Genomic DNA, 26611 nt, shown 5'->3' with positions numbered 1-26611 from the left:
CTTTAAAATAATTGATTAATAGCTAAGACTATAATGTTTTTGAATTACCCTCTACAGCCATTCTCTGCTCTACTTTACGCATTTTAATAAAGTAAACAATGATAAGTGGTGTGGCTGCTGCAATCCATGCTGCCGGGTCTGCTAAACAGATCCCTGTAAAGCCAATAAGAGTTGGCAATGTGTAGGCAACAACTGCACGAGCTACCAGTTCAAGCATCCCCGCCATCATCGGTATAAAGGACTGTCCCATGGCTTGAAGGGCATTTCGGTAAACGAAAATAAGTCCTAAAGGTATAAAGAATATCCCTGCATAGTTTAAAACTTGAGTTGCATAACCTATTACTTCTTGACTAGGGTTGTCAAGGAAGAATGCTACAAGTGTTTTACCAAAAATAAATAGTACGGCACTTGCTAGTATACTTGTACCAATAGATATAAAGGTAATTGTTCTGACTCCTTCACGAATACGATGATATAATCCCGCTCCTAGATTTTGTCCTACGAATGTTGCTGTAGATACACCATAAGTTACTACTGGTTGCATAACGAGCTGAATAACTTTGGATGCTGCTGTATAGGCAGCCATAACACTTGATCCAAAAATATTAATCGCACTCTGAAGTGTCATAACCCCAATGGCTGTAATAGAAAACTGTAATGCCATTGGAAGTCCAATACAAAAATGTGTACGGTAGTAACTTGCCGGCACTTTAAAATCTTCTTTTTTGAGTTTTAATAAATGGAATTTTCTATAACTATAAACAAGACAGAGTACTGCTGCTAGACCTTGAGCGATATTCGTTGCATAAGCTGCGCCTGCTACACCCATATCTAAATTTACAATAAATACCAAGTCTAATACGATATTTACTATAGAAGCTATAATAAGGAAATAAAGTGGTGTTTTACTATCACCTAAGGCACGTAAAATCCCTGCAGACATGTTATAAAATGCCTGGGTAAAGATTCCCGCATAAATAATCGTAATATATGTATTTGCATAGTTAAAAACATTATCTGGTGTATTCATAAGCTTTAAAAGTGGTGTTTTTAACAAAAGCATAACCACTGTCACGATAAAGGTTACAATTACAGTCAATGTAATATTACTAGCAATGGCTTTTTTTACACTCTCTTCATCCTTGGCACCAAACCGTTGAGCAACCATAACGGAGAACCCACTGGTAAGTCCTAATAAAAAGCCATTAACTAAGAAGAACATAGACCCTGTTGAACCTACTGCTGCTAACGCTTCTTCTCCTAAGAATTTCCCTACAATAATGGTATCTACCATACTGTAAAGTTGTTGAAAGACATTTCCAATAAGTAATGGGATTGAAAACCATATAAATAACTTAAAAGGCTTGCCTTGTGTCATATCATTTGTCATATTAATACTCTCCTTACTTTTTTAAACCATCCTACATTATAGCCCATTCATTATCTTTTGGCGATGTCTTTTCTTATACTATTCTTGTACAAAATATTTTTTTATTTCAACTTCTTTATAATGTGCTGCTAATTTTTCTAACATTTCTCCTATTTCCTCAAATTCCCCTTCCATCTGTTTATTTTTAATGAATCTTATTAGTATATATTCTGCTCACTCATATAAAATACTTGTACTTTAGTTTAAAACAATTATACTTAACTTATACTTTACTCAAACTTTATACATTCAAAATGCTATTATAAGATACTTAAAATTATCCATTAAAATAGAGAGTGAATCTATATGAACATTGAGCAACTCAAAGAATTAACCAAAGTCTATCCATACAAAGTTGAACTCCATGCCCATACATCACCTGTAAGTCCATGTAGCGAAGTGTCACCCAAACAATTAGTTGAATGCTATAAAAATAAAGGATATGATGCCGTAGTCATCACTAATCACTTAATCGCTGAGTTACTCACTCGCGAAGACCTGGAACAACATCTTTCCTACTATTTGAAAGACTATCAAGAAGCAAAGTCTGAAGGTGAAAAATTAGGATTAAATGTTTTACTAGGACTTGAAATACGTTTCCCAGAAAACGAAAACGACTATCTCGTATATGGCATTGATGAACGAGATGTAGCAAAAGCCATTACTTATTTAAAAAGCGACTATAAAACTTTCTATAAAAACTTAAAAAATGATAAAAATCTCATTATACAAGCTCATCCCTTTAGAGATGGCATCAAGCTTCAAGATGCCCACTACGTGGACGGAGTAGAAACCTTCAACTGCCATCCTCATCACAATTCTCGTATCGCACTTGCTACCAGATACGCTAAAGAGCACCCTTATTTTATTGAGACCGCTGGAACAGATTTTCATCATTTAGGCCATGAAGGTGCAGGGGCTATGCTCTTTAAAGCGCTCCCAAAAGACTCCTTTGAACTTGTAGAACTTTTAAAATCAAGAGATTATTTATTTAATGTAAGCGGCAGTATTGTATTACCTTAACGATATTTAGCTGACTTACAAAAATCCCCCACGGATTTCTAACATAATTGTTACAAATTCGTGGGGGATTCCTCATTTCACTATACTGTTTTACATGCTTCTATAGCTTCAATAATTGTACTTAATGTACAGAAATCTTTATCTATGCTCTTCTTAATCTTTTTTAATCCTTCAATTAATACTTCTTCATCAAATTTCTCTAATAAACGCATAAGGCTAATTGAGCTAATTTTACCATCTTTTGTATCTAATACTCTTGCAAACTTTACAAATTCATTTTTAAGAAGTCCTTCAACAGCTTTTTTAAGTTCTAGACTAATTGCTAATTCTGGCATTTCATCAAATACTTTAACATCTTGATTTGCTAACTCTAGATTTACAGCTTTGCTCATATCAGTTGATACAAAAATTACATTTTTAAAAGTTGCACCTTCAAAATCTACACCTTCTAAGTTAACTGAATCAAAAAGCGTGTTTTCAAATTTAACTTGTCTGAAGCTGGATTTTTTTAAATTAGCAGCTACAATTTCTGCTGAGTCAAATGTACACTCTGAAAAGTTACATGCCTTAAATTGTGCCCCTCTAAAACTTGTCTCATCAAAATTAGAAGATGAAAAATCACAACCGAAACAATTACTTCTTCTTAAATCTTTTGACTTAAAGTCCGTATTTGTTTTCTTTCTATTACTATACTTAATTTGATCATTTAATCTTTTACTAATAGCCATTTTTTTCTCCTATTGGAGCAACTGTATTTCAGTTCGCTCTTAGATTTCTTCTGTAATATAAAAAACTCTTATACCAAAAGATATAAGAGTTTTTTTATCACATCACTTTTCTTTTCTATCTATTAGAGTATCACACGTATAGTGTAATAGCAATTAATAATTCTTTCTATTACAAATTGTCCTATTCTATCAACTAGCCTATATGCTACTACTGAGCATTTTCAATTCTTCTAATTCCATTTTTGTCAGCATTCTCCAACTTCCATAGGCCAAATCTTCTATTCCTATATGCAGAATACGTACACGCTCTAGTCGTACCACCGTATAGCCAAAAGCCTTACTCATTTTACGTATTTGTCTATTAAGGCCTTGGGTCATGATGATACTAAAGGTATCTTCTGTAATTGCTCTTACTTTACAAGGTCTTGTTTTGACTCCTTTAAGCATTACCCCTTCAGACATGCCTTTTACAAAGGCTTCATCAAAGGCTCTATCTACCTTTACAATGTATTCCTTCTCATGAATATTTTCTGAATCTAAAATTTCATTGGCTAAGTCACCATCATTGGTTAATAGAATTAAGCCCTGAGAATCCTTGTCTAGCCTGCCTACAGGAAATATATACTCTGGATAATTGACAAAGCTTATAATATTATCCTTTACATCTGGGTCTGCTGTACAAGTAATCCCTACTGGCTTGTTTAATACAATATAGACTTTGTCTCTTGTAACAATCAATTCGTGATCAATACGTATCTCATCCTCTTCTTCTACCCATTGCCCCGGAATACATAGTTGATTATTGACAAGTACTCGTTTTGCTTCTATAAGTGCATGAGCCTGTTTTCTTGAACAAATTCCTTTATTACTTAACAACTTGTTAATTCGCATAGCACTTTTTAATAAATACAACCTTTAGGTAGTTACCTTCTTTAAAGGTCTCTAGTGTCTTGAAGTCTTCTGGTAAAGAAAATGTTTCTAACAACTCGTATCTACATTCACTTTCTTTAAAAGCTTGGTTAATAAACTCTTTAAACTTATTCATATCAAATAAGTTACAGTTAGTAGATGCTACAATAATCCCATTTGTCTCAGTGATAGCAATAGCCTCTTTTAAGAGATTTTTATAATCCTTTGACGCACTAAAAGTGAATTTTTTAGATCTTGCAAAGCTTGGTGGGTCTAAAATAACCATATCAAATTTCAATTGTTTCTTCACTGCATATTTAAAATATTTGAAGACATCTTCTACAATAATATGATGCTCTGTATAGTCAATACCGTTGACTTCAAACTGTTCTCTTGTCTTACTTAAACTTCTATTGGCAAGGTCAACACTTGTTGTCTTGGCACCACCTAGTGCTGCAAATATGGAGAATGCACCTGTATAGGAGAAAGTATTAAGTACACTTTTCCCTTTAGCATATTTATCTCTTATTAACTTTCTTACAGGGCGTTGATCTAAAAATACACCTACCATGGCACCATCATTGAGATAAACAGCAAAGTTTACATCATTTTCTTTCACAATAAGTGGAAACTCAGGTTCCTTTCCCCATACAAAATCATTTTCTTCTATATATTGTCCACCTTCATTGAAACGTTTCTTCTGATAGATTGCTTTTGGGTTTCCTACTTTGATTAAAGTCTCTATAATCATTTCTTTAAAAGTATAAATGCCCTCATTGTACCAACTTACTACGTAGTAACCGTCATAATAATCAATAATCAACCCACCTATGCCATCGCCTTCTCCATTAAAGACACGAAAAGCTGTTGTTGAAGGATCTTGGTACAATGCTTTTCTAAGTTCAAAAGCTGTCGCTAATTTATGCTCAAAAAAGTCTGCATCAATTATTTCATTTTCTTTATAAGAAAGTACCCAGCCGTATCCTTTATTTTGTTTGCCATAGTAACCCTTTGCAAGAAACTTATTTTTCTCATCATATAAGTTAACGAGAACTACATCTTCTTTAAGCTGATTGATATTTATAATAGCTTCTTTTGCTATAAGAGGATTACCTCTTTGAATTGCCTTAACAAAGTTTGCCTTAATTTTTATTGGTGTCTCTCTTCTCATCATGTCATCCTTTTACTTAGTAAATTATTATCTACACTATTTATTGCCCTTATTATATCATAAAATACACTCATAAAACGTCAAAATCCTCGTAACACTCATCATCTGAGTATTACAAGGATTAAATAACTTACTATACACGCACACCAAACTGTTCCCATATAGGCCTCATGTCTAACATTTGTCCTTCTTCTCTTGCTTGGTCGATTCCAAGTGCTACAATTGCACTACGTATACCCTCTTCTCCACTACATACTGGTGCTTTACCATCTACCATAGATTCCATAAGCTCTTTAATAATGTAGTAGTCTCCATCACCATGGCCTCCACCTACTAAGTCTACTTCTGTAATCTCTTCATCACCTAATCGCTTATAAACTAGTTTCCCACTATAAAGTTCTACAATAAGTGTTCCCTCTGTACATGAGAAGTAAAGGCGTCTTTCTGGAATCGCATTAGAAGTTGTTGCTTGGAACTGAACTTGAACATCGTTTGCAAAGCGCATAATGGCTACCACATTGTCTTCGATTGTCTTATCGGATAAGAATGGATTATCATTACCTTGTTCATAGTCATCCACAAGACCTGTATCCCATCCATTAAACAAGTTTGGATGTTTATCATAGAGATGGCTGTTTGCTGGTACAAACATTTTATTACCACCAAATGCACTAATATGAGTTGGAACAGAGTCAATAAGCCAGTTCAATAAATCCATATCATGAACGCATTTTTCTAAGATATGTGGCCCGGAAAGTTCCTTCAGCCTACGCCAGTTTTTCATAATATAACTTCCATGGTCAGGTAAAACATTTTCTGAGCCATTTACTGAGACAATATCACCTAAAACTTTGCTTTCTAGAATTTTTTTAGCTTCACGGTAAATTGTTGCATATCTTAATGTAAAGCCTGTTGCAAATAATTTATTTGATGCTTTATGAGCCTCTTTAATAGCTAATAGCTCTTCTATTGATAGAGCAATAGGCTTTTCTGAGAAAACATGTTTCCCTGCTTTAAAAGAAGCAATGATTTGCTCTGCATGAAAAGCATTTGGTGATCCAATCATTACCCACTCAATTTCATCATCATTTAAAATATCCTCATAAGAGTTATAAATAATACCTTCCCCATCTTTATTACAATGTTTTAATAATTGTTCCGCATTCCCATGACTAGGATCCCATACCCCTTTTAACGTAACCTCTTCATATTCATTAAGTGCTGCTGCAAGACTTCTAAGTCTTCCTCCACATCCAATAACACCAAATTTTATATTTTTCATTGTAATTCCATCCCCCTGAATGTTATATATTTTAGTAAATAATATCATATTTCACTAACTTAAAAAAGTATTTTTATCTATTTTAGTAAAATTTTTATCTCAAGTATTCTTTATTATCAAAAATCACATTTCAATCTACTCCCTCTCATCTGATTTCAAAAAGAATTTATATCTAAATATAAAAAGCCACTCTAAAAACAATCTTTGTACAACATACAAATAAAAAAAGATTATTCTTAGAGTGGGTCATTGTGCTTTTAAAGTATATTTTGTTGCTTTTCTCTATATTCAGTAGGATAGCATCCTTCATATTTTTTAAAGATACGAGAAAATATACTTGGATCCTCATATCCTATTTTTTTAGCTAAATCAACAATTTTAATACTCGGATCCATCAAATAAAGTTTTGATATTTCAATACGTCTTTTGTGTATATAAGCTGGAAAAGTTGAGTTTGTATGTTCTTTAAACAACTTGCTAAAATAACTGTAGCTTAAAGACACATTCTTCGCTACCTCTCCCATGGTAATGTTTCTATGTAGGTTTAAGTCAATGTATTCAATAGCCAAAGCTATAATATGCTTATCTGTCCCCTTTAGTTTATCTATAGGTTTTCCCAACGATAAAGTATCCCCACCCAATTTTGCCTCTAACTCTTTTATATCAACAGGCTTTAGCATATAATCCGTAGCCCCTAATAAAAAAGCTTTCCTTACATACTCGTAATCATCATATCCACTTAATACAAAAATCTTAGGTAGATTCTCTTTTTTTCTCAGCCTTTCAATAAGTGTTAATCCACTAAATCCTGGCATTTGAATATCTGTAATTACAATTTCTGGTTGATATTGGTCATATAAGTCTTCTGCTTCTGGTACACTATGGGCTGTTAAAAACTGATAGTATTGATCATAATGAATCCTTTTTAATTTCCCTATAATGCCTTGGCAAATAACTTTATCGTCATCTACAATTAATAAATACATTTACTTCCCCCCTCTTATAAAATATCTTATAATATATTTGAGGTGATTGCATGAAATATTCAAAAAATAATTTAACACGTAGCTTTACAACACACTTTATTTTTCTTATTCTGCTCCCTTTCCTTGTTATATCTAGTTTTTTACTTCATATTTCTTATATTTCATCTAGAGATGATAACAAAAGACTTCACATGGATTTTACTTCTCAAGTTGCCTATAATATTAATCAACAATTTACTTTTGCTCAAAATATCCCTCGTTTAGTCCTTCTTAATGATTCTATTATTGATTTCTTTTCAAAACCTTACCAAGATAAAATTGATTTAGAATACTATCGTACTCAAATTTATGATTACTCTAAAATTACTAGCGGTATTTCTTCCGATATGAAACTACGTATGTATATTGAAAATGAAACCATTCCTTCTGGCTTTGGTATGTTTTATCATTTATCTAACATTCTACATATTCCATCTATCCAGTCTTTTTATGAAGATGAGGCTCAAGATTCCTGCTGGCTAGATGCTTCCTCCATCACTTCTGAAAACTTCTATGCCGATGCACTCTCCTTATACAATATAGACTCCTTTTGCTTTATGACCAAAATTTATAATGACGCTGAACCCATTGGTATCGTTTTAAGTTATCTTCCTAAACATCTTTTAAACCTCTCTGCTACAGGATCTTTCAACTCCAATGTTCAATGTGTTATAGATAATTTTAAGCTTTATTATAATTTCACTTCTAAAACGCTTTCTTCCGATGAATTAGATACTATTTATCAACGAACCGATACTTTTTATACTAATAAGCATTATGTTGCCTCAAAACACACTTACCCTACTCACCCTTTTGAAATCATTATTATTACATCTCCATTTTCTAATCAACCTTTTAATATTCTATTATTATTAATCTTTATAGTATTTATATTTATACTCTTTCTTTTCTTCATTCTATATAATTGTAAGCTTATTCATGATATTCATTACTGCTTAGATGCATTAGATGAATCTATTCAAAATAACTTTACTACAACACTCCATCTCAATCGTAGTGATGAAATCTTTCATATTTCTTCACGTATTAACTACCTTATTGAAAAAATCCGTAACTTAATCTCTGTAACCATTAAACAAGAAGTCTCTGCAAAAGAAAATCAACTGATTGCCCTCCAGCATCAAATCAATCCACATTTTTTGTATAATACAATGGATATTTTTTCAGCTCGTATGGAAATCAATGAACTTTATGAAGAAAGTGATGCCATGACCTGCTTTTGTTCTATGCTACGCTACAATATTAATAGTAATCAAATGCTAGCAACCATTGCTGATGAGCTTGCTCAAGTTACTCATTATATTACAATCCAAAAATTACGAGAGATTGATATCGTACTTATTACTAATATTTCTGAAGAACTTGTTCATATTCCTATTATTAAATTCATCTTACAACCTATTGTTGAAAATAGCTTTAAATATCGCAAACTTGATAGTACACTTGTTATTTCCATTAAAATTTTTGAAGATAATCGCCTTATTTACTTCAAAATTCAAGATAATGGTACAGGATTGTCAGAAGATAAACTCGCAGAGCTTAATCAATCATTTAGTTCTTCCTATAGCGCACTTTCAAAGTCTTATCATCATATTGGCTTATCTAACATTAATGACAGACTTAAATTATTTTATGGCCCCTCTCATCATATTGTTGCATCCATGGAAGATGGTCAAACAACTTTTACTTTCTCCATTCCAATAAAATAAAGGCAGGTTTCCCTGCCTTTGTTTTATTGATTAAATGGATGTGCAAATTCTAATCCTAATTTTACTTTATTTGCTTGGAATAAAGTATTTTGATACTCTTCAAGTTGCTTCAATCCTAATTTATCCATTTCAGCTAGTGCTTCTTTATATAAAGCTTCACATTGTTCTGCTGAAGAAGCTGTAATTACCCTACCTAATGCCTGTGTTTTGTATTCATTAATACGTGCAAATATAGCGCCTTCTTCACTTCCTGCTGCTGGTGCAACATCTGTAAAACATTTATCGTCATAGATGAGTACTTGTGGGTCTCTTGTACGTGCATTAATATCTTCACCCCAAACTTTGTCATCATCGAAATCAAAGCCACCTTGTATGAAAGTATAATCTGTTAACCAGCCTATACCATCTCCATATTTCGCATTATATTCCGTTGGGTTTTCTGCTTGAAGCTTAACCATTTCTGGGTTAAGTATGATTTTTCCATTTTCAATCGTATAGCCACCCATACCATAGTTTGCATTATAAAGCGCTTCTTTTTGCGTTAAGAATGATAAAAGCTGTATCGCACGGTCTGGCCTCTTAGTATTTGCATTAATGAGCGTTGCAGTCCATCCTGCATTACTCTTTGCTGGTACAGCAACATAGTCATGGTTATCCCCTTTCATAAGTCCAGCGTAGAGATACTTAGCAGCTGGGTCTTGTGCATAGAGGCTATCTCTTGTACTAGATACATTGGTCCATCTTGTGGTTGCAAAAAATTGACCTGATGCTGCTTTTTGTTTAATTTGATCTGCACTCATTGTAAAGCTCTCATCAGTCATAAGCCCTTCTCTATACATTTGATTTAAGAAAAGTACTGACTCTAAAAATTCTGGTGTACGATAAATAGATTGGAAATTTCCCTCTTTATCTTCTTGAGATGAACCAAATTGCTCTGCTAACTGCTCAGCAAGAAAATCTGTCATAAGTCCCATATATGGAACCACTTTATTACCATTATAAGTAATATTTGCTTCTTTCACCTTTCTAAGTGCATCCAAGAAACCTTCTTTGGTTCTTAAGTCTTCATAATTTGCACCTATTTGTTTCATAATATCATCTCTAACAAAGTTTTGGTTATGTGTCTCAAAGAAGCCATTATTCTCTGATACATTATCCTCTCCGTAATAGAAATTACATATTGAATACCAGTTCCCATCTTCTGCTGTATACCATTCTTTTTGAGACTCTGGCACCAAAAGTTCTGGTGCATACTCTTCTACTAATTGATTAAGTGGAAGTACAGTACCATTTTGCTCTAACATTTTTCTTTGGGTTGAGTTGGCTTCAACAGTAATGATATCTGGCAATTGCCCTGTCTTAATCAGTACATTTAATTTATCAATATCACCTGTTTGGAACTCAATTTTAGTACCTGTTTGTTCATAAATCCATTTATCCGTTAAATTTACTTCTGGGTTAAATTTTTTCCCATACCAATCATAAGCAACAAACCATTTAATCGTGTAATCTGATGTATCTGTTTTCCAACTAGGTGATGCAAGTTTTGCCTCTTCTTCTTTTTTATCTTCTACTTTACTTGTTTCTTCTTTTTTCACTGTGTCTGTTTGTTTAGGTTCTTCTACTTTTGTTGTACTACACCCTGCCAAACTACCAACTACCATTAAACTTACTAATAACAAACTCTGCCATTTTCTTGTTTTCATTTTCATTCCCCCCATAATTATTCTTTGACTGCTCCCATCGTAAAGCCTTTCGCAAAATACTTTTGCAAGAATGGATAAACTGTTATGATAGGCAAGGCTGTTACAATCATTGTTGCTAGTTTAATAACTTGTGGTGTCAACTTAGTTGCCTGTTCTGGAATAGTTGTTGCTGCAGCACTTCCCAATCTACTCGCAACAGCGGGGTCCGTGATAACTTTTTTAAGAAATAATTGTATAGTCTGTAATTCTTGTGAATTAGTGTACATCATTGAATCAAAATAGGAGTTCCAATGCCCTACTAAAGTAAATAGTGCAATAGTTGCTAAAACGGGTTTAGAAAGCGGAAGAATAATAGATAAAAAAATACGATACTCTGATGCACCATCTATCTTTGCAGACTCTACTAACGATTGTGAAATTTCCCTCATAAACGATTGAATAATAATCATATTATAAGCACTAAATAATCCTGGAATAATATATACCCAGAAACTATCAAAAAGCCCCAAACCGTTAATAAGAATAAAGTATGGAATAAGTCCTCCACTAAAGAACATGGTAACCATAATAAATGGAATGTAAAATTTCTTAAATTTTAATTCCGGCCTTGTAATTGCATAAGCTGTCATCGCTGTACAAAACAAACTCGTAACTGTTCCAACTATACATTTTAAGATCGTTATCCAAAAAGCTTGTAAAATAGTCTGATCACTAAAAACAGCTTGATAGTTACTAAGAGTAAATGCTCTAGGCCAAAAGTATACGCCCCCTCTTAGATAATCCTGCCCTTCATTCAATGAGCCAACCAACACATACCATAATGGATAGATCATAATAAACATCATCACTACGGTCAAAAATATATTAAGATAGTCAAAAGCATTTTTTTTGGTTACACTTACTTTCTTCACATTATCCCCCTAGAATAAGCCCTTTCCTACACATTTTTTTGAAAGCTTATTAGCAATTAGCATAAGGCCTACTGATACTACGGATTTTAAAATACCAACCGCAGTCGCATAAGATAATCTAGACTGCTTAATCCCCACTTTATAAACGTACGTATCAATGGTTTCACTAAAAGACAAATTCAGAGGGTTTTGCAATAAGATAATTTGTTCATACCCTGTATTTAATATAGCACTTATCTGAAAAATAAACATGATAACGATTGTGCCCATAATACATGGTAAAGTAATATACCAAATCTTTTGAAGTCTATTACATCCGTCTACCGTAGCCGCTTCATAAAGTTGCTGGTCAACACCCGATATGGCCGCTACATAAATGATAGAACCAAATCCTACATTTTTAACAATACTTGAGATAGTAAAAATTCCATAAAAGTAACTTCCTTTAGCCATAAAGTTAATAGGTTCACTACTCATTCCAAGCCATTCAGCTAGATCACTAAAAAGGCCTCCTGGTGCTAATATTTCTAATAGAATTCCCCCAAAGATTACCCATGATAAAAAGTGCGGTAAGTAGGAAATTGTTTGTGCTACCTTCTTTAGCCTATTGCTATAAAGTTCATTTAACATAAGCGCTAATATTATGGGAGCTGGAAAAGCAAATAATAACCCTAATCCATTAATGCTAATGGTGTTTTTTAAAATCCCCCATAATGCTGGATCATTAAAAAATTCTTTAAAATACTTCAGCCCCACCCATTCAGCCGATGCCATTGTTGAGAAAATGTTATACTCTTTAAAAGCTATAATTACTCCATACATAGGTAGATAGGCAAAAACTACTAAAAAGATAATACTCGGAATAATCATACTCTGGATCTGCCACTGATCTTTATTCCATGTCCTCCTCTTCACAACCACTCCCCCCTTTTTCCTAGCTTTTATTGATTTATTCTTCATTTGTTTATATTATATATTTATGTATATATATTTTGAATATCATTTTTTATCTTTACATGATTATTTTTATGCAATTTATATATTACCTCTACTTTTCACCTAATTCCCATTGTTGAATCATACGCTATACTATTAATCTTATTTTTCTCTTTTCCCATCATTCAAATAGATTAGATAACTTAAGGAGGATTATTTATGTTGATTAGTAACGAAACACCACTTATTGTCCATGATTTCTTTAATGAGCCAACAACTCAGTTTGCACACCAAGAACTTACTTCTTATTGGTCTAAAATATTTGCCAATGCTTCATCTAATGTGTCATCCCCCCTATCCATTAATTTCTCAAGGAATGAGCACTTACCCTTTGATAGTTATAGCCTTCATATTTTAGAGGATTCAATTACTATTAGTTCCCCTCTAGGTCGTGGCATTCTCTATGGTGTCTATGAACTTCTTAAACTAATAGGTTGCACTTTTATCTTCCCCTCACCAGTACACCAATATATTCCAACACTAACAACTTTTGAGCTTACTCCTCAAACCATCACAAAGATCTCTTCCTTAGAGTTTCGTGGCCTGTGTCTCTATCAAGTTTCCACTCATACCCTTACTGAATCAATCAATATGATTGATTATATGGGAAAAAACAATTATAACTTTTTACTTACTTCTATCAATAAAGATGATGAGGCTGTGGGAGATTTTCAAGATATCCACTGGCAAGATGTAGGAGAAATGCTTTATCCCGAACTTATTAAAAGAGGCATTGTTATTGATATGAGTGAGCATTCTACAGATTACTTTTTCCCTCGTGAAAAATGGTTTTTAGAACATCCAGAATGGTTTGCTCTGATTAATGGTAGTCGTCACCCTCTCCAGATTTGCTATTCTAATGCTGATGCAGTAAATGAATACATTAAAAGCTATTGCAATTTTGTTAAAACCCATCATGACTTTAAATTTATTGGCATATGGCCATTAGATGGTGGTGGTTATTGTGAATGTGAACAGTGTAAAGATCCTCTAACCATCTTAAAAGCTAATAAAAAAATAGCTCACGCTATTGGCAAGGTACGTCCAGATCTTACAGTTGAACATCTAGCTTACACCCCTCAGAGCCTTTCTTGCCCTAATGATGATATTCCAGATAACCTTTCCGTCTTAGTCTGTAGTATTCAAGATACTCTAGCTTATAAATGGGGCCTAAAAGCAAAAAATAAAGGAGGTGCTTTTTACTTTGACTATGACACAGGAGACCATTACCGTTATCGTACCCACGTTTGGCTAAATCCTATTGCTTGCAAAGATATGGTCAATACATTTATGCACTATCATTATCGAGGCATCATCTCCCTCTATCTCCCTATAACAAGTTGGTGGCAATCTAGCCTTAATTATTATTACTTATCAATTGCCTACTATAATCCCTGTTTTGACTTAAAGACCGAAACTCTTAAGCTTTCCAATATGCTTTTTGGCATACTCAATGGCACTATACTTGCCGAAGCCTTACTCACTACCATTACGAAACTTCAAGACAAAATCCTTTGGAGCCGTTTTCCGCACAAATTTTCACATCAACCAGAGCATATCTGTCATCGCCATATTTCTTGCGATGCACTTCACCTAGAATCCTATAAGCAGACTTATGCTCATATTCAACAACTTATTAAGTCTGTAAACTTAGATCTTATGACAGATGCCCAGCGCTATCAGCTAGAACTCTTTAAATCTTACTTAGAGTTACAAAAACTATTTTTTGAGTGTATTGATCAATTTAATTTTGATACAGATAGCCCTGACAAAGTAACTCCTTATTTTGAGATGCTAGAAAAACTTCAAAATAAATATGGAAAGGTCTTTATCTCACCTGAATATGCAAAATGGCGCATTATAGGTAGAGATAATATCTTAGACCCTAAAAACACAGATACTTTATTTTAAAATCCATTTTATACACCTTAAAAATAGTCATTATTAAATAAAAATTGTAATGGCTATTTTTATTTATTTTGTCTATGTTTAAATTAGGTTTCATCATAATTTTAAGTGGGGGAAGGGTGATTTAATGAGTCGATTCAAAAAGCTATTGGTAGGTTGTCTGGTTAGTAGCATCATACTAGGTGGGATGAATGGTAGCGCTGTCTATGCAGCCTCTAATCCTCAAGTTACTGTAGAATGGAATAATGTACGTCAACAAATTGATGGGTTTGGCATTACACAAGAAGAAGAATGCACCTATGTTATGAACGAACCTTATCGTTCAGAAGTCATGGATTTGTTATTTTCTCAAGAAAAAGGCATCGGCCTATCTTTACTCCGTACAGAAATTGGTTGCGGGGAGAGCAAACCTACTATAGAACCTGAAAATAATGTTTGGTACACAGATGGGGATCCTCGTGAATTATGGTACTTTAATGAAGCTCTCCAACGAGGTGTAGAAAAAATCTATGGTACAGTATGGTCTCCACCAAAATGGATGAAAACAAATAACAGTTGGTATTATGGGGGATTTTTAAAAAAGGAATGCTACCAAGAATATGCTGATTATTTAGCAGCTTATGTGAAAATCTATAAACAATATCATAACATTGATATTTATGGTGTTTCCATTGCTAACGAGCCTGAATATCCTGCATCTTGGAAATCTTGCCTTTGGACCCCAAATAGCTTTTATGATTTTATCGTTAATTATTTAAAACCTACTTTTGAACGTGAAAGCTTAGACACTAAAATCATCGCAGGTGAAAGTGGGTTTTGGAATGAACATTTTGTAGAAAAATTACTTACTACTCCCGAGGGACGCGAAGCATTAGATATCGTAACTTCTCATCAATATCAAGGGTTTATTCAAGACTTCCCACTTTCTGACCAGGCACAAAAGAAAATATGGCTCACTGAACTTTGTGATACATCTAATGGTTTAAAAACAGATATCAATGACGGTGTAGATTGGGCTATGAAAGTTCATAAATTTATGACCATTCCTGAGGTCAGTGCTTTCTTCTATTGGCGCGGCGCTCACACCACATCAACCAATCAAGCACTTATTCAGATAAACAATAATACAGATTACACCACCACAAAAAGATTGTATGCTATAGGCCAATACAGTAAATTTATTCGCCCAGGCTATCAACGGATTGTTGCTACAGAAAATCCTGCTTCTGATATTTACGCTACAGCGTATAAAAATCCTATTACAGGTGAATTCTGCATTGTTTTAGTAAATAACAACAAAAATAATAATTACGTATTAGATGTCAACCTCCAAGGTGTTTCATCTGGTTACTTAACTCCTTATGTAACAGACTTACATTATAATATAGAACCTTTAGAAGATATCCCTGTTACAAATGGTATTGCTACTGTCTCTATTGGCTCAAAAAGTATTATAACTTTAGTTGGTACACAAAATTCTACACCACTCACAACCAAGTCCTATGATACAGTTGATACTCTAGACCATATGGGTAATCTTTATGACTCCTCCGCTAAATGGACCATCGAAAAGGGTAATGATTATGGACGCTATGATAATGATTCAAGCTGCCTAAGAAGGATCGAATTATCCAAACAACATGCCATTTATAAATATCCTGGAATGAACAATTTCTTAGCCACTCTATATTATTGTGACAATCTAAATAACATCCAATTCTCCATATCTAGGGATGGTATAGATTACACCCCTTTACAAGTAGAACATACTAAACCGATTCATACCACAAAAGATTGGAATAGAGTAAAATACTTCCCTAGTTATGATATCCCTCAAGGGACAAATTACTTAAAAATTGAGTTTGATGGTGGTACGAATGAATGGAATAAACATCTAGCAGAAATTGCTTTTTCCTATGATTCAAGTGCCATTGCATTAATGGACGATTTATCTGACTTATTCCAAGTTACAACAAGTTCCAACCTGGTGATTGGTGGCCAAGATGGTAACCAAAAAGAAAAGTTTGATAACGACACAACAAGGGCCCTACGTACAACAACAGATGCTGGAGAACTTATCTATACTTTAGGTGACCGTCAAATTAATGATTTTGACGTATACTTATATTTCTATGACAATACAGATGACCCCTTCCAAGATATATCCTTCTCTACTTCTAATGATGGGATCAACTGGTACCCACTTGAAACTAAATCCTCCGGAACTTTTTATACCAAGGATCATTGGTACCGTAAAACCTATTCACCTCTCAATAATACCAAGGTAGGTAATTACTTAAAAATTACACTTAGTGGTGGTAAATATGAATGGAATAAGCAAATTTCCAAAGTAATTCTGTATTAAAGCCTATTAATTTAAGTAAAATTAAACAAAAGTGCACAAATTTTAATTTATAATTTGTGCACTTTTACAATTTATATTATCTTCTATTTTTCATTTCAATCATATCACCATAAACAGGTGTTGGCATACCAAATCCACCAGATACATCCACAATTTGTCCTGTTGTGTACGCCGCATCATCACTTGCAAAGTAAGCAACTGTTCCAGCTACTTCTTCTGGTTCTCCCATACGCTTAATCGGTGTATGTTTTAAGAAGAATTCTTTAAATGCCTCTGATAAATTATCATTTACTGCATCTGTTGCTGTCATCCCTGGAAGGACTGCATTGCAACGTATATTATCTCTTGCACATTGTGTTGCAATAAGCTTTGTTAAATAATTAATTGCTGCCTTACTTGTTCCATATCCAATTTGTGAAATATCTGGGCGAATTCCTCCAACAGAAGAAATATTAATAATACTTCCTCCTCCATTTGCAGCCATATGCGGAATAGCAGCTTGTGCAGTTAAAAAGACACTGGCTAAATTCACATCTACTGTGCCCATGAAATCTTCATAGTTTGTATTTTTAATATCTAAATCTGTTTTTGGATTAGAACCACCAAAGTTATTGACTAATACATCAATTCTACCTTCTTCTTTAGCAACTTCATCGATCATCATCTTATAACTTTCTTTAACTGTAGCATCATTGTAAACAACCTTTACATTATAGCCTGCTACACCTAATTCTGTAGCAATTTCTTGTGCACGCTCTACATTTCTAGCTGCCATATAGACAGTTGCACCTTCTTGTGCTAGACGTTTGACACAGGCAAGTCCTATTCCTCTTGTTGATGCTGTAACTACTGCTACTTTATTTTGTAATCTCATATTGTTCTCCTTATTTCTAATTAATATCCTTTATTAATAAATATTCTTATATAATTTCTTATTCTATAGCAATATATCTCTTTGTCAACTCTCATTTTTTCTATAAAATTTTTAACTTTTTCAAAAAAATCTTAGACCTTTATTTGTTATATCTAGGATTTTCTCTGCTTAATTACCATAAATAATAATATTTTGAAATACTGCTTTATTATCTGTAATATTTTTGTATTCATGTCCTTTATCAGCTATGAATTTTATTGATTTTCCTTTATCTAATATATAATCTTTACCTTTTATAGTTATCACTATTTGTCCTTTGGTAACGATTATATACTCTTCAACATCGTCTGCATGAGGCATTGAAATATGATGACATCCCGCTTCCAATTCTATCGTAAATATTTCAAATCCCTTATTTGTATCAAAAGGAAATATAGGATACAATCTCATTTTTTCCCTACTTTCAATTATAGGTACAATCTCCTCTTGATCAACGATTATTAGCTCATCTTGATTTTCTTCAATAAATACTGAAAAGGACACTTTTAACCCCGTAGCAATCTTCCACAAAGTAGATACTGTTGGATTAGACTGCCCTCTTTCTATCTGTCCTAGCATAGCTTTGCTAACATTGGTTACTTTGCTAACCTCCTCTAAACTTAAATTTCTACTGCTTCTTATCTCTTTAAGTTTTTTACCTATAAGTAAATTTAAATTTTCCATCTCTTCACTCCTTAAAACACGGCCAATTGTATGTTATAGCATTTTTTTTATAATATAACAGTTGAAATTATTTATTCCTGTTTGTATAATATCATATATATTATACACTATAACATACATTATATTTGTATATTATATTTATTTCATATTTTACATAAGGAGAAACACAATGAAAAAAGCATTTATCTTAGGTATTATATCCTCTTTCTTTTTCTCATTTACTTTTATTCTTAATAGTCAAATGAACATATCTGGAGGTAGTTGGCTTTGGAGTTCATCTCTAAGGTTTTTATTTATGTTACCTCTATTATTTATAGGTATAGTAATTAACAAAAGTTTAAGCAAGGTCATTTCAGAAATAAAAAAAGCACCTACAAGCTGGCTACTGTGGAGTACTGTTGGATTTGGATTGTTTTATGCACCCTTAAGCTTAGCTTCTCAATACGGCTCATCCTGGCTTGTTGCAGGAACATGGCAGATAACAATCATTGCCGGGGCGCTCATATCCCCTTTCTTTACTACTAAAATAAAAACCGAACAAGGTATGACTGAAGAGCGTAATAAACTCCCTAAAAAGTTCCTTTTAATTTCTTCAATCATATTGATTGGCATTTTTTTAATGCAACTTGAAGAAGCAAAATCACTTTCATTATCAGAATGTTTAACAGGAATGGCTCCAGTCCTTGTTGCGGCCTTTGCTTATCCTCTGGGTAATAGAAAGATGATTGAACTCTGCGATAATAAACTAAGCACTATTGAAAGAGTCTTTGGAATGACCCTTTGTAGTCTGCCTTTTTGGTTGATCATATCACTATTCGGTACGATTTCTGTTGGATTTCCTAGCCAAGATCAATTAATACAATCTTTTATTGTTGCAATTTTTTCCGGTATTATTGCCACCGTACTCTTTTTCAAAGCAACAGACTTAGTAAGTGGTGATACTCATAAACTTGCCATAATAGAATCCACTCAAGCAGGTGAAGTCATCTTCACACTACTAGGCAGTATTTTATTTTCAAATGATTCCCTTCCAAGTTCTATTGCAATATTAGGTTTATCTCTAGTTGTTGTTGGAATGATATTAAACAGTATGTCACAGACATAAAATTTAGCTTAAACTTGCTTTTCACATATTCATTTATGATCTGTATTTTTTAATAGTAATATTGGCTGTTCAATAAAGCATCGTCCTAACATAAATGTATCCTACTATGACTGTTAGAGATCTAGTAATATAAAAAGAAAGATAGAGACTGTTTTATTCAGCCTCTACCTTTCTGGATACATTTTTATTTCTATTACTTCATAATGTAATGAATCATTTTTGCAACTTCTGCTCGTTTTGCAGCTTGTTTTGGACTTAATTTACCACTACTTCCACCTAAGATATCCTTTTCTACTAAAATAGCCATACTTTCTTTAGCCCAACTACTGATGTAGTCTGTATCTTCGAAAGCTGCTAAATGATTTTGTTCTATTTCTACTTGTATACCCATTAATTGCATATATTTTACTAGCATACATGCTAGCTGCTCTCGTGTTATCTGTTCCTCTGGTCCAAATAAGCCTTCTCCAATACCTTGTGCAATACCCATTTCATTTGCCCAAGCAATATAAGGAGCATAGTACATATCCTCTTGTACGTCTGTAAATAAAGTATTTTTATCGAATTCATCTACATTTGCAAGTCTTCCTAATACCGTCACAAACATACCTCTTGTCATAGTCATTTCTGGACTAAACGTATCTGTAGCTGTTCCTCCCATAACATCTCTTGCTACTACAAAATCAATACTTTCTTTTGCCCAGTGATTTTCAATATCTTTAAGCCCTAGCTCTCTATACACCACTTCATAACTTCCTAATCCTTCTACTTGAGCTTGGATACTATTGTCTTGATAGTTAGATGTTTTTAGCAATTTACTTGATCCAATGGAATCATGGTAATACATAACTACATTATTAGGTGATTGACCTTTAGTTAATGTATAAGGAATTGTTATGTGTATGGTTCCTATTCCGTTGAGAGCTATCTTTTCTCTCCCTTTACTTATTCCAATTGTTACTTTATTACTTTCTAATTGCTGTATTGTAAGTGTCACAACTTCTTCCCCAACTTGGTCTAAAAGATTATTTATCACTTCCTTATTTAGCATAACTTTTCCTATAGAGGTCTCTATTACAAGTTTCGCCTTATCTTTTATGATGGATTGAAGTTGTTTTCGTGATGTTTGCCACTCAGCTTTATCAGCTTTCACCTGTGGTCTAACTATGACGCTCTCTTTACCTTCCGTGATTTCTACTACCTCTATCTGTGTAGAACTATTTGATGTATTGTCTGTAGACCCAGTACTACCTGATGAACCACCTGATTCATTTTTCTGCCACTTAGCATACACTGTTACATGATCCACCACTTCTTTATCAAAGTTATATGCCTCTGTATAACTTTGATCTATATACCATCCTATAAATTTATAACCTTCTCTTATTGGATCTGCCGGCTTAATCGCCTTTTGACCTTCTAATATTTCTTGTGCCGCTACTTCACTTCCACCCTTACTATCAAATGTAATGTTGTACTTTATATCTTCTCCAACTATAATTTTTTTAGTTACAACACCACTCTCTTCCATTCCTTCTTTTACTGCTATTGCTTTGATAGTTGCTGTTTTATTAAGTACAATAGCCTCTGTATAAATTAAGCTTGCTTGAGTAGGATCTGAACCATCTAATGTGTAGTAAATAGTTGCATCTGGCGTCTGTGTTATCAGCTCAACCTTACGATACTTATCTGTATCTATGCCACTTACAACAACTGTTGGCTCACTTACATATACTTCTTTTCCAACTACAACTTCTTGGCTTACAATAGCACTATCATCCATACCTTCTTTAGTTGCTACTGCCTTAATAACCGTTGTTTCCTCTAATACAATACTTTCATCATACTTAAGACTTTCTTTTGTAGGCATGCTACCATCTAGTGTATAGTAAATAGTTGCATCTGGCGTCTGTGTTATCAGTTCAACTTTGCGATACTTATCTGTATCTATGCCACTTACATGAATACTTGGTGCATTTACTTCATTAGAGATGATAAATTGAGCCGAAATAGTAACATCTTTTTCTGGCATTTCAAATACTCTACCTTCAATTGCCTCATTGTTAATATAAAGAGATGCAAGTTTATACCCCTCTTCTGGTTCAACATGCACTAGGATAGATTCCCCTATTGTTGCCTCTGTCTGATTAACTGAAATACTACCATTTATAGGCTGTGTTATATAAACATCATAGGTCACAGCTTCTTGCGCTTTGAATAGCACTTCAACTGAGACATTCCTTGCTGGCATCTTAAATATTGTCCCATCTATTTTACTGCCATTTACCCTTATTTCCTGAAGCATGTAACCTCTATCAGGCTTAGCACTTACAGTGATAACATCCCCTTCTTTTGCAATTATTTTAGAAGTTTTAAAGGTTCCATTTGTAGCATCCAATTTTTCTACACTGTAATTATCTTGTATAAACTCCGCTGTAATCGTAACATCTTCATTAGGCATTCTAAAGGCACTACCTATTACCTGCACACCATTTACTTTCAACGAATCCTTTTTGTACTTAAAGCCTTCATCGGGTACTACATTAAGTACTACTTCCTCACCATATATCCTTGTCTCTTTGTTCACTAATACCTTACCACCATTTATATCACCTACAGTGATGGTATAACTTGTTTGAATTGGCGTTGTGTAGACTGCTGTAGATAATGGTTTAACAGTCCTTGCATCCATGGTTTCATTCATTGTTACTAATATTGTCGTCTCATCCAACGCTATATGCATGCCATATGGCACACTACTTTCTGGTAATGTCACTGTATATAACAGTTTATTACCTGCGTCATTAATAGATTTGTAAGTTGCAATAGTATCTGGAGCATCTATTCCCTCAAATGATACTTTTAAAGTACTATTGTTTACATCAGATAGACTCCCTAAAACACGTGCTTTTGTTGTTAGTGCTATGTCAACAGATTCACCAGCCACACACTGCTCATTAATATCAACGGCTGCATCCATTGGCTTATCTACCTTACCAAGTATCCTATCCATTGGAATTTCTTCATAATAAGGTTTAACACCATCTGTTTCATAAAGTACAGCAATATCCCCATTAGGTAATTCTGCTAAACATGAGTATGCATAGGCTGTATTATTTACTTCATAAGTATATCTCCATTCAATATCATATTTATCATAGCCTGTTGCACCAGGATTTTCATGGACTAATCCTACATGAATACGTCCCTTTGATCTTTGATTGCTTCCTTTTTCCCCTTCTGGCGCTGAAAGAATAATAGCAGGTTTCCCATCAATTTCTCTTGAATAATTAATAACTGATAACTGCACATTACTCGCATATTGGAATCCTTCATCAATACGCATAGGTTCAAATGTAGCCCCACCATCTAAGCTATCTGCATACCCCACATAGTTGGTATAAGCTGCACTACGTGCATACATACGAATAGTACCATCTGGTAACTCTACAAGTTGTGCTTCACTTGACTTACCTGGACTCTTACCAGCTTCCGTTGTCATAGTTGTAATGTCACTATGCTGCCATGTCGCTCCTTTATCATCACTATAGATCACACTACTTCTCTCTCCGTAGAGATCACTATACATTGGGAATAAAATTCTCCCTGCGTATTCTCCTTTTTGAATCACATGCCCTCTTCCAGGTCCTGCAATAAAATAGCGCATCTTATCTGTCTTAAATTCATTAGCAATAAGCTGTGGAGCATTCCATGTAATACCATTATCATTGCTTGAGCTTAACCACAAGTATGCAACTGGATATAAAACAAAGTCTGCTGTATCATAAAAGATACTCATAGGCACTCTTTCACCACTTAAGCTATTATTAGGCCTCTTTTGGTCAACCTCAAGTGGAACACCATCCTTAAACAATTCAAAATAGGCATTAAGTGTATAGGCTGTTTTTTGATTGTTTTCTATTTCAATTAGTTCATATTTAAGATTTGGATTGGTACTTACAACTGGCTTTATGTAATGTGTCATTTGCATGCCACTTACAATAGGTGTCCCATTAGGAACTAGACCTACATAGTATGTTCCCTCTTCATTATCAGCGACTCTTTCACCTTCTGCATTAATTTTCACCATACCATTGCCATAAAGTTGGTTATAGCCACCAAAAAGTCCACCACCACTTGGCCAGGCATCAGCAAGCATATAAATAATACCTGTCTCTGGATCTTGTACAACCGCTGGATCAATAAAAGATGCGCTATTAGAAGGACGTCCAGATGCATTCGTATACTCTCCAAAATAATTCACTAATTGAGCCTCTTCCCAAGAACCATTACGCTTAAATCGCACACCTGTATCCAAGTTATTAGGAGAGTCAAACGTACTACCAAAACGAACATCCATAGCTGCCATAATATTACCATTTATTAACTCTGTTAATGCAGGTATTCTAAAGTAGTTACTGCCAAACTCATCTCCGGCTGCAAACGGCTGGTCTGATTCCTTTTCTTCAGAAACTTCTTTTGTTTGGCTTGTATAAGCAATCAATTCTTCATCTGTAAGTGCCGTAGGTACCAAGGTAGCTTCTCCTATTAATCCAGTAAAAGGATATGAGTTACTACCACTACTTCTTGCAGTTCTCCCTAAACTTACCGTATCAATCTGTGCAAAATCTGATGCCATTTTATACTCTTCTGGCGTCATTTGTTTTTGTAGCACTAACTCACCATTTACAAATAATTTATATGTATAGTCTGTCGCATCAGCTTTAAATGCAAGAGTATTTGCCCCATTAAAACGTAGTGTATTGGCAGTTCCTGAATAATTCACACCTGCCCCTCTTAATTCATACCCTATGGTTGAACCATTTACATACACATGAAAATGATTATTCGCCTCTTTAGAGTTTGAAAAGCTAAACAAAGATCCAATCCCACTTTTCCCTTGACTAAATTGCATCTTTAGCGTCATGCTATCCAAGAGTTTCACTGTGTCTATAACTGTTTCATCATAATCCCTATATCCGTTGTCTATCATACCCTCATTAAATCTAAGCAATGTTTTTTCCTGAATGATTGGTGCATTTAAATCCACTTCTGAATGAATATCAAAACTAAATGTTTCATCATCACATGTAACAACGATTGTATACTTCGTCTGTGGTGGTAGTGCATCCTTAGTCTTTAATACATTATCTTCAATAACAAAATGTGCGTTATCCACTATCCCCTCTTTTAAGACAACACGCTTTCCATCTGTCTCCTGACCTGTAAGTATAAATTGACCTACTTCTGCACCTATTTTATAAGGTTCAAAGCTTTTCCCCTCTAATGCTACCTGAATGCTATCATTTTTTCCGGCTAATGTTAATGCATTTGCTTGTTCCACTGTTAGCACTTGATCTGTAATAGTAATTTGTGCAATATCCCCTATCCAATTTTTATACGCTACACCATTACTATTTGTATCAGTGCCACTTAAACCTCCAATATGAATGCTATTCATATCTTGATTTCTAGTGAAAAATCCCCTGAATTTTTCATTAGCATAATGACCATTAGGCCCATTTAAAACCGTCTCACCATCTCCACTTGCGAAAATATAACTATCATCAAAGCTTATAGCCATCACATGCCATTGCCCATCTCCATAATTAACATTCTTTGAATAAGAACTGTATAAGCCATTTGAAAATTCGTAACGTGGCATAATCTCCTTCTCATCATAATAGGCCCCTACTAACTGTGCTTTTGTATTTTTAGTTTGGGGCGCTGTGGCTGAGCCAAACCCAATGATAGAATATACACCCTTTTCCGTAATAAGATCTGGATTTAAACGTGCCTTAACAATAATCGTCCCCTTAGTCAGTCCCTTGATACTCTCTAAGTCTATCGTTTTATCAATAGTTTTTGTACCATCAAAAATTCGCTCTTCACCATTAAGTACATAATTGACAGTAGCATTCTCATACACATCTTCTACTGTTGTAAATACCTTCTCCTCAACACCCTCTTCTTCTGGATAAATGGGTAATAGTTCTGGTAAATGTTCTTGATCTGGGTAAATAGGTAAGGTTTCTAATCCATTTTCTTCGTCTGGGTAAATAGGTAAGGTTTCTAATCCATTTTCTTCGTCTGGATAAATAGGTAAGGTTTCTAATTCTTTTTCTTCGTCTGGATAAATAGGTAGGGTTTCTAATTCTTTTTCTTCGTCTGGGTAAATAGGTAAGGTTTCTGATCCATTTTCTTCGTCTGGATAAATAGGTAGGGTTTCTAATTCTTTTTCTTCGTCTGGATAAATAGGTAATATTTCTACCTCATGCTCTTCTTCTGGATCAATAGGCAATACTTGAGTTTCACTTATAGCACGAATCTTAAACTTAAAAATTTCACCTTCATATACCACTTGTATTCTGTAGGTTATACCATTTTCAAGCTTTTCCCTTGTTCTTAAAATGTTGCTCTCTATAACAAATAGCCCATTATCATATGTATCTTCATCTAAGGTAACTCTGCTATCTTGGTTTCCTTTCACCTCAAATCGTCCTACTGTGGCACCTTCTTGATCACAATATACTGTTAAATTATCTAGGGTCACCGAAGTTATCGTACTCTCTAAAGCCTCTTCTTTTTGTGCCACCTCTTCTGGAAGTGATGCCTGAGTGGAATAAGGTCTTGCATGAACTGAAATTTGCAAACTACTAGAAATAAGACATGGTACCAATCCTAGTATTGCTAGTTTTTTTGCCATTACTCTATTTTTCACCTAGT

At 34.0% G+C, this 26611-nt stretch carries 17 protein-coding genes; 5 read left to right on the top strand and 12 right to left on the bottom strand.

The window, feature by feature from the left end; genetic code table 11:
• Positions 1-28: 28 nt before the first annotated feature.
• Entirely contained in the window at positions 29-1390 is a 1362-nt protein-coding gene (locus PBV87_RS10670; RefSeq protein WP_271012248.1) for an MATE family efflux transporter, read from the bottom strand.
• A 345-nt stretch (positions 1391-1735) separates the two neighbouring features.
• Here PBV87_RS10670 and PBV87_RS10665 point away from each other — a divergent pair, with 345 nt between their 5' ends.
• Positions 1736-2452 (top strand): PHP domain-containing protein, encoded by a 717-nt coding sequence (locus tag PBV87_RS10665; protein WP_271012247.1) that lies wholly within the window; start codon positions 1736-1738, stop codon positions 2450-2452.
• 80 nt (positions 2453-2532) lie between these two features.
• Here PBV87_RS10665 and PBV87_RS10660 read toward each other — a convergent pair whose 3' ends face one another.
• From PBV87_RS10660 to PBV87_RS10640, 5 genes are all read right to left on the bottom strand, one after another.
• A complete protein-coding gene (locus tag PBV87_RS10660; protein ID WP_271012246.1) occupies positions 2533-3180 on the bottom strand; it encodes a pentapeptide repeat-containing protein in 648 nt (215 codons plus the stop codon).
• A gap of 198 nt (positions 3181-3378) precedes the next feature.
• A complete protein-coding gene (locus PBV87_RS10655) occupies positions 3379-4056 on the bottom strand; it encodes an RNA pseudouridine synthase (protein WP_330680382.1) in 678 nt (225 codons plus the stop codon).
• Between the two features lie 4 nt (positions 4057-4060).
• Positions 4061-5260 (bottom strand): class I SAM-dependent rRNA methyltransferase, encoded by a 1200-nt coding sequence (locus tag PBV87_RS10650; protein ID WP_271012244.1) that lies wholly within the window; start codon positions 5258-5260, stop codon positions 4061-4063.
• Between the two features lie 133 nt (positions 5261-5393).
• Entirely contained in the window at positions 5394-6542 is a 1149-nt protein-coding gene (locus PBV87_RS10645) for a Gfo/Idh/MocA family protein (protein WP_271012243.1), read from the bottom strand.
• Between the two features lie 257 nt (positions 6543-6799).
• Complete coding sequence (locus PBV87_RS10640) at positions 6800-7528, bottom strand: response regulator transcription factor (RefSeq protein ID WP_271012242.1); 729 nt, start codon at positions 7526-7528, stop codon at positions 6800-6802.
• 50 nt (positions 7529-7578) lie between these two features.
• On the opposite strand from PBV87_RS10640, the gene PBV87_RS10635 reads away from it, so the two are divergent.
• Positions 7579-9297, top strand: coding sequence for a sensor histidine kinase (locus PBV87_RS10635; protein WP_271012241.1), 1719 nt, complete (start codon positions 7579-7581; stop codon positions 9295-9297).
• A gap of 23 nt (positions 9298-9320) precedes the next feature.
• Here PBV87_RS10635 and PBV87_RS10630 read toward each other — a convergent pair whose 3' ends face one another.
• The 3 genes from PBV87_RS10630 to PBV87_RS10620 are packed head-to-tail and all read right to left on the bottom strand — an operon-like array spanning position 9321 to position 12829.
• On the bottom strand, positions 9321-11003 hold the full coding sequence (locus PBV87_RS10630; protein WP_271012240.1) for a type 2 periplasmic-binding domain-containing protein: 1683 nt from the start codon (positions 11001-11003) through the stop codon (positions 9321-9323).
• A gap of 17 nt (positions 11004-11020) precedes the next feature.
• Positions 11021-11914, bottom strand: coding sequence for a carbohydrate ABC transporter permease (locus PBV87_RS10625; RefSeq protein ID WP_053984545.1), 894 nt, complete (start codon positions 11912-11914; stop codon positions 11021-11023).
• Positions 11915-11923: 9 nt separating this feature from the next.
• Positions 11924-12829: an ABC transporter permease gene (locus PBV87_RS10620; RefSeq protein ID WP_242847668.1), complete on the bottom strand. Its 906-nt coding sequence runs from the start codon at positions 12827-12829 to the stop codon at positions 11924-11926.
• A 240-nt stretch (positions 12830-13069) separates the two neighbouring features.
• Between PBV87_RS10620 and PBV87_RS10615 the strand changes: the two genes are divergently transcribed.
• On the top strand, positions 13070-14821 hold the full coding sequence (locus PBV87_RS10615; protein WP_271012239.1) for a DUF4838 domain-containing protein: 1752 nt from the start codon (positions 13070-13072) through the stop codon (positions 14819-14821).
• A 124-nt stretch (positions 14822-14945) separates the two neighbouring features.
• Positions 14946-17183, top strand: coding sequence for a glycoside hydrolase family 30 protein (locus tag PBV87_RS10610; protein ID WP_271012238.1), 2238 nt, complete (start codon positions 14946-14948; stop codon positions 17181-17183).
• A 76-nt stretch (positions 17184-17259) separates the two neighbouring features.
• Here the strand turns inward: PBV87_RS10610 and hdhA are convergent, their stop codons facing one another.
• Together hdhA and PBV87_RS10600 are read right to left on the bottom strand one after the other, a co-directional pair.
• Positions 17260-18057, bottom strand: coding sequence for a 7alpha-hydroxysteroid dehydrogenase (hdhA, locus tag PBV87_RS10605; protein ID WP_271012237.1), 798 nt, complete (start codon positions 18055-18057; stop codon positions 17260-17262).
• Positions 18058-18225: 168 nt separating this feature from the next.
• Complete coding sequence (locus tag PBV87_RS10600; RefSeq protein WP_271012236.1) at positions 18226-18780, bottom strand: helix-turn-helix domain-containing protein; 555 nt, start codon at positions 18778-18780, stop codon at positions 18226-18228.
• Between the two features lie 169 nt (positions 18781-18949).
• On the opposite strand from PBV87_RS10600, the gene PBV87_RS10595 reads away from it, so the two are divergent.
• Positions 18950-19885 (top strand): DMT family transporter, encoded by a 936-nt coding sequence (locus tag PBV87_RS10595; RefSeq protein WP_271012235.1) that lies wholly within the window; start codon positions 18950-18952, stop codon positions 19883-19885.
• A gap of 193 nt (positions 19886-20078) precedes the next feature.
• On the opposite strand, the gene PBV87_RS10590 is transcribed toward PBV87_RS10595, so the two are convergent.
• Positions 20079-26606 carry a chitobiase/beta-hexosaminidase C-terminal domain-containing protein gene (locus PBV87_RS10590; protein WP_271012234.1) on the bottom strand — a complete coding sequence of 2176 codons (6528 nt, stop codon included), beginning with the start codon at positions 26604-26606 and terminating at the stop codon, positions 20079-20081.
• Positions 26607-26611: the final 5 nt, after the last annotated feature.

The sequence above is a fragment of the Holtiella tumoricola genome (assembly GCF_027857615.1).
GTDB classification, from domain to species: domain Bacteria; phylum Bacillota; class Clostridia; order Lachnospirales; family Cellulosilyticaceae; genus Holtiella; species Holtiella tumoricola.
This window is presented reverse-complemented; position numbering and strand designations above follow the sequence as displayed.